Origin of the sequence: uncultured Aquimonas sp., from assembly GCF_937888285.1 — a bacterium.
In the GTDB taxonomy this organism is placed as follows: domain Bacteria; phylum Pseudomonadota; class Gammaproteobacteria; order Xanthomonadales; family Xanthomonadaceae; genus Aquimonas.
The window spans coordinates 13,596-25,418 of sequence record NZ_CALART010000074.1 but is presented as its reverse complement, the minus strand read 5'-3'; the positions used below and the strand labels follow the sequence as shown (position 1 = coordinate 25,418).

The window sequence follows — 11,823 nt, the reverse complement described above, 5'->3', positions numbered from 1 at the left end:
CCTATTCCGGCGCCAGCAGGAAGCGCAGGGGGTCGGCGAGGCGCGCCGCCCAGGCCTGTTCGCTGTGATCGGTGCCGGGGTACTCGCGGCTTCGCCACTGCGCAGGCGGCAGCGGCGAGGCGTTGAACACGGTATCGACTTCGCGCTGCAGAGGAGGATAAAGCGCGTCCAGGGTTTCGGTGCCGTGGTCCATCCAGATCTTCTGTTGGCCCAGCGTCGGCAGGCGCTCGCGCAGGTAGGTGCGCATCGCCTGCGCGAAGCTGTCGTCAGCGGGGTGGAAGCCACCGGGCCAGTGGGTGGAGAGCGCGGCGGCGCCGCCGAAGTGCTGCGGCTGTTCGAGCAGCGCATAGAGGCTGATCAGCCCGCCCATGCTGGAGCCCATCAGGAAGCGATCCTTTGGCTTGCGCGAGACCGCGAAGCGCGACTCGATCGTCTGGCGCAATTCACCCACCAGGAAGCGCACGTAGGCATCGGCAGCAGGCGGTCCGGCGAACAGCGGTCGGCCCGGCTCGCGCTCGGCAGCGCGCCAGCGCTGGCGAACCTCTTCCGGCATCGACTCGAACACACGCTGCGGGAGGTAGTCTCGATAGCGGTGCTCGCCGGCATTCCAGATGCCGACCACGATGAAGGGTCGCAGCGCGCCCGGCTCGATCAGCGCCGCGGCCGTGCGATCCACCTCCCAAGCCTGGCGATTCCAGGTGGTAGCGGCATCGAACAGCATCTGCCCGTCGTGCATGTACAGGGTGGCGTAGGGCGCAGCGTCCGGATAGCCGGGCGGCAGCCAGACATCGACCGTGCGTGTGGCCAGCCCCTCCGGCGCGAACTCGATGCGCTCCACCCTGCCCGCTTCCACCTGGGGCAGGACGGACGCGGGCGCAGGCTCGGCATGGGTGGCGAAGGGCACAAGCAGACAGCACAGCAGCCACGGAATCAGTCGCATCGAAAGCACTCCCGGATTGTTCGTCTTCATGACGCTAACGTCGATCTAAGGGCTGCGGCGCTAGGCTCCCGCCCACGCAAGTCGCATCCTGAGGATGCGAGCATCGACTCAAGACAGGAGAACTCCTCATGCAGGAACTGATCGCGGCGGGCAGCGGCATCGACTGGTGGGGCATCGCCACCTTCTGGGGCCTGCGCATCGCCGCAGCCCTGCTGATCGTGCTGGTAGGCCTGTGGCTGGCGCGCCGCATCTCCAACGCGCTGCGCGGTCTGCTGGAGCGCACCCGGATGGAGGCCATCCTCGCCAACTTCTTCAGCAACGTGGCCCACGCCGTCGTGCTGGTGCTGGTACTGGTCACCGCGCTGGATGCCCTGGGCGTACCGCCAACCTCGCTGCTGGCAGTGATGGGCGCGGCCGGCCTGGCCGTGGGCCTGGCGATGAAGGACTCGCTGTCGAACATTGCCGCCGGCGTGATGCTGATCGTGCTGCGGCCCTTCCGCACCGGCGACGTGGTCGAGATCGCCGGCATTACCGGCGTGGTCGAGCAGGTGCGGTTGTTCCAGACCGTGCTGCGCAGCTTCCAGAACCACGAGATCACCCTGCCCAACGGCCAGATCACGGCCAGCCCGATCATCAACTACACCGCCCGCGCGCAGCGCCGCGTCGACATCCCGGTCGGCGTCGACTACGGCAACGACATCCGCGGCGCACGCGAGGCGCTGCTGGGCTTTGCCAAGGCACATCCCAGCGTGCTGGCCGAGCCTGCGCCCGATGTGATTGTCGATGCGCTGGCCGACAGCAGTGTCAACCTGGTATTGCGCGCCTGGGTCAACACGCCGGACTTCGCGCAGACGCGCTCGGACCTGCTGGAGGCCGTGCATCGCGGTCTGCCCGAGGCCGGCTACAGCATTCCCTTCCCGCAGACCGACATGCACCTGCATCTGCCCGAGCCCGTGGCCAAGCTGCTGCAGCGCGCGCAGGGCGCGTCGAACGCCGAGGCGAGCGTCGACGGCAGAGGCTGATCGCTCGACGCGAGGGCTCACTGCACGGGCTCCTCGGCGTGCGCACGCTCAAGGATCCGTCGACGCAGACCATCGCTCTCGCGCGTCATCGGATAGCGCGCGGGATCGGCGGACGGCGGCGTCGCAAAGTCGAGGCCCTGCAGCAGGACCTGGGTCGAGCTCTGCACCTCGGTCTGTTCAATGGGGGCACCATCGAGCCATGCTTCGCGGCCGTCCCAGATCAGCTCGCGCGCCGCTGCGCCCAGCTCGAAGCCGACGCGCACGCGTCCGCCTTCGGCCTGCAGAAGATCGAGTTCGATGCGTTGCGACTGCCGCGGCAAGCCCTCGAAGCGCCAGCGCTGGCGGGCTGCATCCTGCTCGATCCGCAGGCCCAGAGCTTCGCCGTCGCCGAACGGGATGCGCGCCTCGGCGTTGGTCCACGCTGCCGGCAGCGCGGGCACGAAGCGCAGGGTGTTGCGCAGCAGATCGGGGCGAACGCCGAGGTAGTCCTGCCAGGCGTTGCGGGTGAACTCGGCGACACTCCAGGACTGCGCGTAGGTGCCCGAAGGCACCGGCCTGCCGTCTTCGCCAAGCGCTGCATCGAGCAGCTCGCTCATGCTGCCGCGCGTGCCGACTTCAAGGATCTGTCGCGCCAGCTCGCGCGTCAGTCGCCAGGCGAGCTCCTGCTGGCCGTGGCGGTTGAGTGCGGTGATGGTGAAGCCCGCATTCCAGCCCCAGACCGTGCCGTTGTGATAGGCGGCGTCCTTGTGGTGCAGCGCGGGCTGGCCGTGACGCAGGGCCTCGTGGCGCGGATGGAACCAGGGGTGCGCAGGCTCCAGTGAAGCGATCCCATACGGAAACAGCAGATGCTCGACGCTGTCGCGCAGCAGCTGCGCTTCGGCCCTCGGATCGAGGATCGGCGACCAGGGCACGCTGATCAGCATCAGCGCGTTGGGCCGTCGAGCGAGATCGGCGCTGCCGTCGGCGCGCAGGCGATCGGCGATGCGTCCGTCGATCACGAAGCGCTTCAGCACAGCCTCGCGGGCACGTCGTGCCTGCGCGCGCCAGGCCTGTGCATCGCCGCCCTGCCCGCGCGCTTCGGCGAGCTCGGCGGCGCTCTCCAGCGCGGTGATCCACAGCGCCTGGATCTCGACCGCACGATCGCCGCGCGGCGACCACGCCGGGCCGTTCTCGTAGACCCGCGCATCCATCCAGGTATCGGCATCGGCATGCCGCAGCAGGCCCTCGGCGTCGAGGTGGCGCTGCGCGCCGTCGAGGTAGAGACGCGCGAGATCGATCAGGCGATCGGCGAAGCCGGCATCGCCGCTGTGGCGCACGTACTCGAGCCCCGCGCGCAGCAGCCAGGGCGTGCCGTCGACGGTGTTGTAGATGGTCGGCTGGTTGGTTGCCACCCGATTGGGCACGCGGCCATAGTCGGGTGAGGACGGGTCGCGCTGCTGGCGCGCGGCAAAGGCATCGAGCACCGCGCGGGCCTCGGCGAAGCGGCCCGAAACCAGCAGGGTGCCCGGCAGCGCGATGAAAGTGTCGCGCCCCCAGTTGTCGCGGAACCAGGGCAGGCCGGCCCAGATGCCCGGCCCGTACTGCTCGACCACGAAGCTGTGCGCGCTGGCCTGGGCCCACAGCAGGGCGCGGTTGAAGTCGGCGTCCGGGGTGATGAGGCGGGCTCGGCTGAGGCGCCGATGCTGCAGTTCGACCTGCTGTTGCCAGCCGTCCTGCGCAGCCAGCGCGCGCGCCGACGCGATCGCTTCTTCGCGATTCTCGGCAAATGCGATGTGCAGGGTGAAGCGCCTGCCGGGCGTAGTCCGATGGAGGCGGATGGACATTGCTTCGCCGTGAGCGGAGGGGCTCGATTCGATACGCAGCGGTGCGTCCGCGCTGAGTGCGATCCAATCTGGATGGCCGTCCTTGGGCGTCGGTGCCGGCGGCGCCAACAGCAGGACACCAACCTCAGCGACCTCTTCGACGCGATAGCCCGAAAGCGCGGCGCTCCACAGCGGCATCAAGGCGAGTTCGGCCGCGTTGTTGGATTCGATTCGCAGACTGAGCGCAGTTCGGCCCGTATGCAGCAGCAGGCAGTCGCGCGCATTCGCATGCTCGACGCAGTGACCATAGGGGTACAGGGTTTCGCTGCGCGCGGCGTCTCTCTGCAATCGCTGCCCGTCCAGGAAGGCCGCGCGATCCTCGAACAGGCTGAGCTCACCGATGCGATAGCCGACGCCGACGCCGTGGCCATGCGTCCAGCCCTCGTAGTAGCCGGCGCGGTTGTCGCTGGCGATGAACTGCGCGCGCTCGCCGGGTGCGATCCGGATCGCCATGGCTTCGAAGAAGCGTGCGGCGTCGGTTTCTGCGCTGCCTTCGATCGCAGCTCGATTGGACGCCTGGACATCGACGCCCGGATAGGCGTGGACATCGCCTGTGGGCGCGCGCGTCGCGCAGCCAACGCCGACCGCGATGAGCAACACACCGAACAGCGCCAGAGCAAGTCGAGCGCCGTTCGACGTCGAGGGAACCGCAGACTTTGGCATGCGCAGGGCTCGTGTTGATCCGACCCGGATGCTAGCCGTGTGGCGGCAGCAATCCGTGCTGCAGTTGCGAGGCATACGTATGCAGGCCAGCCCATCAGGCCTCGCTGTCTGGCATCGTCGAGGGCCCGCCACGACGGAAGGCCGCGATGTCGAGCCCAATGAGCAGTCCATCGACCACGCCGACGCAGCGATTCGGCCTGCCCCAATCGCGGCGCCGCGCCCGCGTAGTTCTTGGCCTCGCGCTGCTGCTGGTGGCTGCGCCGGCCGCCGTACAGGCCGAAGACAGCCTGCGCGCCGACTGCGATGCATCGGGCCATTTCCGCGTGCTCGCGCGCTCGGACCTGCCGGCCGACGCGGCGGCGATCTGGCTCGATGAGCAGCGGCTGCGCTGGCCGCAGGCGCCATCCGACAAGGGCATCGTCCTGCTGCATGCGGACGACGTGATCCGCCTGGACGCCGAGGGGCGCCCCGATGCCGGGGTTGCGCAGCACCGCTTGACGGCGGTCACCAATGTCCTGCCGCTCGCCAAGGGGCAGCGCACCGCCTGGTTCGGCGGCGGCATGGAGTTCGTGCTGCCGGTGGCTGCCGACATCGGCGTGCTGCTTCGTGGCGATCTGCTGCTGGCCGCCCTCGATGCGGAGGGCCGCGTGCAGACCATGACCCGTGTGCAGCACGCGGCCGCACTCGATGATCGCTACGCGGCGGCGCTCGACGCGCCGCTCGGCGCGCTGCCGACTCCCGATGCCACGATGTTCGCACTGTGGGCACCGACCGCGCAGTCGGTGACTGTCTGCGTCTACGAGGATGACGACAGCGCTACGCGCTCGGCGCGCGCACTCAGTCGCGACGCGGCCAGCGGCGTGTGGTCGGGTCGCCTGCCGGAGGCTTCGATCGGCAGCTACTACAGCTATCTGGTCGACGTGTTCGTGCCCGGCCTGGGCCTGGTGCGCAACCGGGTGACCGACCCCTATGCCCTGGGCCTGGGCGCCGATGGCCAGCGCGCGATGGTGGTCGATCTCGATGACGCGCGCTTCAAGCCCGAAGGCTGGGACGCGCATCCGCGGCCGCCGGCACCGGAGAACAACGTCGACATGGTGCTGTACGAACTGCACGTGCGCGATTTCTCGCGCGACGACGCCAGCGTGCCGCCGGAACATCGCGGCCGCTACCTGGGCTTCGCCCAGCGCGACAGCCTGGGCATGCGCCACCTGCGCGAACTGGCCGAGGCCGGGCTCACCGATGTGCACCTGCTGCCGGTCTACGACATCAGCACGATTCCGGAAACCGGCTGCGTGACGCCGGTGGTGATGGGGCCGCCGGACAGCGAGCAGCAGCAGGCGACGATCGCCGCGATCAAGCACGAGGACTGTTTCAACTGGGGCTACGACCCGCAGCATTTCACCGTGCCCGAGGGCAGCTATGCCTCGGACGCACGCGACGGTGCGGTGCGCATCCGCGAGCTGCGGCGCATGGTGATGGCCCTGCACGCGTTGGGCCTGCGGGTCGGCCTCGATGTGGTCTACAACCACAGCAGCCATGCCGGCCAGCACGCGAAGTCGGTGCTCGACCGGATCGTTCCAGGCTATTACCACCGGCTCGATGCCAAGGGCGCGATCGAGCGCAGCACTTGCTGCGAGAACACCGCCACCGAGCACGCGATGATGGCGCGGCTGATGATCGACTCCGCCGTGGTCTGGGCGCGCGACTACCGTATCGACGGCTTCCGATTCGACCTCATGGGCCACCAGCCGAAGTCGGTGATGCTGGACCTGATGCGCGCGGTCGATGCCGCGGCCGGCAAGCGCATCCCGATCATCGGCGAGGGCTGGAACTTCGGCGAGGTCGCCGACGGCGCGCGCTTCGAGCAGGCCAGCCAGCTGAGCCTGCCAGGCAGCGGCATCGCCACCTTCAGCGACCGTGCGCGCGATGCGCTGCGTGGCGGTGGTGCGGCGACGGCGGGAGCGGAGCTGCGGACGGCGTATGGGTGGCTGAATGGGTGGGTTGAGAGCAGGGAATCGGGAGTCGGGATTCGGGATTCGGAGGAGCGCGAGTCTGCCGCTTCGTCTCCCCTCTCCCCTCGTGGAAGAGGGGCCGGGGGAGAGGGGGCAGCGCGTCGCGAGAGTTCCCCCCCTCTCCCCAACCCCTCTCCCTCCAGGGGAGAGGGGCTTGAGGTCGCCGCGTCAATCGCCCGTGCGTCGAGCGCGGAGGCGGCGCTTCCGAATCCCGAATCCCGACTCCCGAATCCCGGCTCCAAACCCCAATCCCCAATCCCCAATCCCGGCTCTCAAACCCGAATCCCGAATCCCGGCTCCACAGCCGACCTCGTCCGCGTTGGTCTCGCCGGCACGCTGCGCAGCTACCGCATGCGCGGCAGCGATGGCGTGGAGCGCGCGCTCGCCGAGTTCGACTACGCGGGCCAGCCCGCCGGCTATGTGGCCTCGCCCAATGAGGTCGTCAACTACGTCGAGAACCACGACAACCAGACCCTGTACGACATCAGCGCGCTGCGCCTGCCACAGGCGACGACGGCCGAGGAGCGCGCGCGGGTGCAGATGCTGGGCATGGCCTTCAACCTGCTGAGCCAGGGCGTGCCCTACTTCCATGCCGGCGTCGAAGTGCTGCGCAGCAAGTCGCTGGACCGCAACAGCTACGACAGCGGCGACCACTTCAACCGGCTCGACTACAGCGGCGAGGACAACGGCTTCGGCCGCGGCCTGCCGCCGGCCTGGGACAACGCGAAGGACTGGCCGCAGATGCGCGATCTGCTGGCGGACCCTGCACTCAAGCCGGCGCCCGAGGTCGTCGACTACACGCGCCGCGCCTTCCTCGACTGGCTGCGCCTGCGCGCGCAGACGCCGCTGCTGCGGCTGGATTCTGCCGAAGAGGTGCAGCGGCGGCTGCGCTTCCTCGCTAGCGATGCCCGCTCCGGCGTGATCGCGGCGCACCTGGACGGCGAGGATCTTCACGACAGCCCGCACGCGGCGGTGCTGTACGCGCTGAACGTCAGCGCGCAGGCACAGAGCTTCGAGCTGCCCCTCGGTCCGGCCACGCAGGCGCATCTGGCTGGCCCATGGCAGCTGCATCCGGCTCTGGCCGAGGGTGTGGATCTGCGCATCCGCGAAGCGGTTGTCGAAGTGGTGTCGTCGAGCGCGCCAGGCGCGGACGCGCGGCTGCACCTCAGCCTGCCCGCGCGCACGGCCGTGGTTTGGATCCGTCCGCAGGCGTCTCTTCGGTGAGCCTTGGCGCTCGCACCGGTTTTGTTGCGAGCGCGTATCGACGCAACGTGGGCGGCAGAGCCACTCAGGGGGAACACCGCGCGGATCATGCTGCGGTCGAACATGCGACGAAGGTCGTGAGCCGCAGGCCGCTGCACATGAATACGTATGCACGCTGGGCAGCGTCGGCGCACGCGCTGATTAAGCTTGGCGCCAACTTCACATCCCCTCGCCTGCACGCTGTCGCCGCCCAGGCCCCCGAATGCGGAACCCCGAAATGAGCACAGCCCCCTGGTGGCGCGGCGCCGTCATCTACCAGATCTATCCGCGCAGCTTCCAGGACAGCAATGGCGACGGCATCGGCGACCTGCCGGGCATCATAGAGCGCCTCGACTACGTGGCCAGCCTCGGCGTGGATGCGATCTGGATCAGCCCCTTCTTCAAGTCTCCGATGGCGGACTTCGGCTACGACATCGCCGACTACCGCGACGTCGATCCGATGTTCGGCACGCTCGACGATTTCGATCGCCTCGTCGCCAAGGCGCATGCGCTCGGCTTGAAGGTGGTGATCGACCAGGTGCTCAGCCACACCTCCAGCGAGCACGCCTGGTTCAAGGAGAGCCGGCAGAGTCGCGACAACCCCAAGGCCGACTGGTATGTCTGGGCCGACCCGAAGCCGGACGGTACGCCGCCGAACAACTGGCTGTCCCTGTTCGGCGGCTGCGCCTGGCAGTGGGAGCCGCGGCGCGAGCAGTACTACCTGCACAACTTCCTAGTCAGCCAGCCGGACCTCAATTTCCACCACCCCGAGGTGCAGCAGGCGACGCTGGACAACGTGCGCTTCTGGCTGCAGCGCGGGGTCGACGGGCTGCGGCTGGATGCCATCAACTTCTGCTTCCACGACCGCCAGCTGCGCGACAACCCGGCCAAGCCGGCGGAACTGCGCACCGGCCGCGGCTTCAGCCCGGACAACCCCTACGCCTACCAGTACCACTGGTACAACAACACCCAGCCCGAGAACATCGCCTTCCTGCAGCGCCTGCGCGGGCTGATGGACGAGTTCGACGAGGTCGCGGCGCTGGGCGAGATTTCGTCCGAGGATTCACTGCAGACGATGGCCGAGTACACCGGCCCGGATCGCCTGCACATGGGCTACAGCTTCGAGCTGCTGACGCCGGATTTCAGCGTCGAGCACGTGCGTCGCACGGTGAACGATCTGGAAGCGAAGATGACCGCGGGCTGGCCCTGCTGGTCGATCAGCAACCACGACTCGCAGCGCGTGGTCACCCGTTGGGGGGGGCCGCAGCCGCCGGCGCACATGGCCGCGATGCTGAGCGCCATGGCCTGCAGCCTGCGCGGCTCGATCTGCGTCTATCAGGGCGAAGAGCTCGGGCTTCCCGAAGCGGACATTCCCTTCGAGCAGCTGCAGGACCCCTACGGCATCGCGTTCTGGCCGAACTTCAAGGGCCGCGACGGCTGCCGCACGCCGATGCCCTGGCGCGGCGTTGAGCGTGGCGGGTTCACCGCGGCCCAGCCCTGGCTGCCGGTGCCGGCCGAGCATCTGCCGCTGAGCGTGGAGGCGCAGGAAGCCCTCGACGGCTCCGCACTGCAGCGCTTCCGTCGCTTCATGGCGTTCCGCCGCGAGCTGCCGGCGCTGCGCTGGGGCGCGGTGCGCGTGCTTCCGACCGCTGAACCGGTGCTGGCGTTTGAGCGCGAGTTCGAGGGCGAGCGCCTGCTCTGCGTGTTCAACCTGAGCGCGGAGGCTCAGACGCTCGCGCTGGATGAGGCGCAGGGCGCACAGGCGCTCGACGGACACGGCCTGGTCGGCGGCGCGCTGCGCGAGGGCCGCGTGGAACTGCCGGGTTTTGGGGCGGTGTTTGCTCAGATTCGCCAGTGAGATGTGCGGGCACAAGGGCGCGAGTCGGTGACGCCCAACATGTGCTCACTCAAACGTCGCCTCGCAGCGGGCTCCTCAACTTGCTCGGGCGATGCCCACAAGTCCATCAGCTACGGGATTGAGGCGAGGGTCAGTTCCGCTCCGCCCGGCCCTCACCCCAACCCCTCTCCCATGGGGAGAGGGGCTCAAAAGCCGGATGCATTTGAGGATAGGCAGAAGCTGACGCGAGCTGCCTTGCGAATCCCCAATCCCGAATCCCCAATCCCGGCTCTTCACCCATACCGCTCGGTCGCAGCCACCAGCGCATCCACATTGGCGGGCTCGAAGGCCGAATGCCCGGCGTCGGCGGTGATCACCAGCTCGGCTTCCAGGAATGCGCGCTTCAGGTCCCAGGCGTTCTGGATCGGGCAGACGACGTCGTAGCGGCCATGAACGATCGTGGTCGGGATGTGGCGGATGCGGCCAACATCGCGCAGCAACTGGTCCTCGACTTCGAAGAAGCCGCCGTTGACGAAGTAGTGGCTCTCGATGCGCGCGAAGGCGAGCGCGAAATCATCGGCCTCGTGCGAAGCGATGAAGTCGGGGTCCTGGTGCAGGAAGCTGGTGGCGGCCTCCCACACTGACCAAGCGCGCGCGGCAGCCACGCGTACCGCGGCGTCGCTGGAGGTGAGTCTGCGGTGGTAGGCGCTGATCAGGTCCGCGCGCTCGACCTCGGGGATGGGCTTCAGGTACTGGTCCCAAGCATCCGGGAACAGGCGCGAGGCGCCTTCCTGGTAGAACCACTCCAGCTCCCAGCGCCGCAGCATGAAGATGCCGCGCAGCACGAGTTCGGTGACGCGCTCGGGATGGGTTTCGGCATAGGCCAGCGCCAGGGTCGAGCCCCAGCTGCCGCCGAACACCTGCCAGCGCTCGATGCCGAGGTGCTCGCGCAGGCGCTCGATGTCGGCGACCAGGTCCCAGGTGGTGTTGTCGACCAGATCGGCATGCGGCCGCGAGCGGCCGGCGCCACGCTGGTCGAACAGCACGATGCGGTACTTCGCGGGGTCGTGGAACTGCCGCATCTTCGCGCTGCAGCCGCCGCCCGGGCCGCCGTGCAGCATCACCACCGGCTTGCCCTTGGGATTGCCGCACTCTTCGAAATACAGGGTGTGCCGTTCGGACACCGCCAGCTCGCCGCTGGCGTAAGGCTCGATTGCGGGGAAGAGTGTGCGCATCACTGGGGCTCGCTGCGTTGAGGGAGCCCGCGAGTGTAGCGGCTTGGTCGCAAACGGGCCCGCGCAAACGGGACGACCAGACGCATGCGAACGCCGCGCGAGGCTCGGCGCAGCGTGGTCTTGGGCGGAGGGATCTGAAGCAGGCGGTGGATCGGATGGTCGGGGCGGCCGGATTTGAACCGACGACCCTTTGCCCCCCAGGCAAATGCGCTACCAGGCTGCGCTACGCCCCGACGCGATTCCGATCAATACCGCGATCCGTGTGTGGGCCTTAGGGCCTCTACCGCACAGAGCGCGCAAGTATAGACGAGAGTTCTGGACTTGTCTCGGCTGCGCAGAGGTCTTCGCTGCGCGGTCGACGGTCTCAGGACCTCAGCAGCTCCAGCACCGCTTCCAGCTCCATGCGCACCTCGCGCAGGAATTGCAGCGAGCTGTCATTCGCCAAAGGGCTGGGACGCTGTCCGTCGGCCTCCAGACGCTGGCGCGCGCCGGTGATCGTGAAGCCCTCTTCGTACAGCAGGGCGCGGATCTGGCGGATGGTCAGTACGTCCTGGCGCTGGTAGTAGCGGCGGTTGCCGCGGCGCTTGACGGGCTTCAGGCTGGGAAACTCGGTTTCCCAGTAGCGAAGCACGTGTGGCTTGACGCGGCAAAGCTCGCTGACCTCACCGATGGTGAAGTAGCGCTTGGCCGGGATGGCCGGAAGTTCGGCGTTACTGCCCGGATCCAGCATAGGCTTCCACGCGCTCCTTCAGCTTCTGACCCGGACGGAAGGTGACCACGGTGCGAGCGGAGATCGGAATCTCCTCGCCGGTCTTGGGATTGCGGCCAGGCCGCTGGTTCTTCTTGCGCAGGTCGAAGTTGCCGAAACCCGACAGCTTCACCTGGTGCCCCGTCTCCAGCGCATCGCGCAGCACATCGAAGAAGGCATCGACGAACTCCTTGGCCTCACGTTTGTTGAGGCCGACTTCGTCGAACAGCTTTTCGGCCATCTCGGCCTTGGTCAGTGCCAT

General features: G+C 68.2%; 8 protein-coding genes and 1 tRNA gene. 3 read left to right on the top strand and 6 right to left on the bottom strand.

Translation table 11 applies throughout. The annotated features are described in order from the left end of the window. Position 1 precedes the first annotated feature (1 nt). The gene (locus tag Q0654_RS14455; protein WP_298854993.1) at positions 2 to 940 is read right to left on the bottom strand and encodes an alpha/beta hydrolase-fold protein; all 939 of its coding nucleotides are present in this window, start codon (positions 938 to 940) and stop codon (positions 2 to 4) included. Between the two features lie 128 nt (positions 941 to 1,068). Between Q0654_RS14455 and Q0654_RS14450 the strand changes: the two genes are divergently transcribed. After that, entirely contained in the window at positions 1,069 to 1,962 is an 894-nt protein-coding gene (locus Q0654_RS14450) for a mechanosensitive ion channel domain-containing protein (RefSeq protein WP_298854991.1), read from the top strand. Positions 1,963 to 1,979: 17 nt separating this feature from the next. Here the strand turns inward: Q0654_RS14450 and Q0654_RS14445 are convergent, their stop codons facing one another. Beyond that, a complete protein-coding gene (locus tag Q0654_RS14445; protein WP_298854989.1) occupies positions 1,980 to 4,487 on the bottom strand; it encodes an amylo-alpha-1,6-glucosidase in 2,508 nt (835 codons plus the stop codon). Between the two features lie 146 nt (positions 4,488 to 4,633). On the opposite strand from Q0654_RS14445, the gene Q0654_RS14440 reads away from it, so the two are divergent. Beyond that, entirely contained in the window at positions 4,634 to 7,723 is a 3,090-nt protein-coding gene (locus tag Q0654_RS14440; protein ID WP_298854987.1) for an alpha-1,6-glucosidase domain-containing protein, read from the top strand. 256 nt (positions 7,724 to 7,979) lie between these two features. After that, positions 7,980 to 9,599, top strand: a complete 1,620-nt coding sequence (locus Q0654_RS14435; protein WP_298854985.1) for an alpha-glucosidase family protein — start codon at positions 7,980 to 7,982, stop codon at positions 9,597 to 9,599. A gap of 272 nt (positions 9,600 to 9,871) precedes the next feature. Here the strand turns inward: Q0654_RS14435 and pip are convergent, their stop codons facing one another. From pip to Q0654_RS14415, 4 genes are all read right to left on the bottom strand, one after another. Further along, positions 9,872 to 10,813, bottom strand: a complete 942-nt coding sequence (gene pip / locus Q0654_RS14430; protein WP_298854983.1) for a prolyl aminopeptidase — start codon at positions 10,811 to 10,813, stop codon at positions 9,872 to 9,874. 156 nt (positions 10,814 to 10,969) lie between these two features. Next, positions 10,970 to 11,046, bottom strand: a tRNA-Pro gene (locus Q0654_RS14425). Between the two features lie 131 nt (positions 11,047 to 11,177). Next, positions 11,178 to 11,543 (bottom strand): MerR family transcriptional regulator, encoded by a 366-nt coding sequence (locus Q0654_RS14420; protein WP_298854981.1) that lies wholly within the window; start codon positions 11,541 to 11,543, stop codon positions 11,178 to 11,180. After that, a complete protein-coding gene (locus Q0654_RS14415) occupies positions 11,524 to 11,823 on the bottom strand; it encodes an integration host factor subunit alpha (RefSeq protein ID WP_298854979.1) in 300 nt (99 codons plus the stop codon). Before Q0654_RS14415 ends, Q0654_RS14420 begins: the two co-directional genes overlap by 20 nt.

Coding starts and splice junctions, on each gene's coding strand:
- Q0654_RS14440 (WP_298854987.1), top strand. CDS start 4,634: ATGTCGAGCCCAATGAGCAGTCCATCGACCACGCCGACGCAGCGATTC.
- pip (WP_298854983.1), bottom strand. CDS start 10,813: ATGCGCACACTCTTCCCCGCAATCGAGCCTTACGCCAGCGGCGAGCTG.
- Q0654_RS14445 (WP_298854989.1), bottom strand. CDS start 4,487: ATGCCAAAGTCTGCGGTTCCCTCGACGTCGAACGGCGCTCGACTTGCT.
- Q0654_RS14420 (WP_298854981.1), bottom strand. CDS start 11,543: ATGCTGGATCCGGGCAGTAACGCCGAACTTCCGGCCATCCCGGCCAAG.
- Q0654_RS14435 (WP_298854985.1), top strand. CDS start 7,980: ATGAGCACAGCCCCCTGGTGGCGCGGCGCCGTCATCTACCAGATCTAT.
- Q0654_RS14415 (WP_298854979.1), bottom strand. CDS start 11,823: ATGGCACTGACCAAGGCCGAGATGGCCGAAAAGCTGTTCGACGAAGTC.
- Q0654_RS14455 (WP_298854993.1), bottom strand. CDS start 940: ATGCGACTGATTCCGTGGCTGCTGTGCTGTCTGCTTGTGCCCTTCGCC.
- Q0654_RS14450 (WP_298854991.1), top strand. CDS start 1,069: ATGCAGGAACTGATCGCGGCGGGCAGCGGCATCGACTGGTGGGGCATC.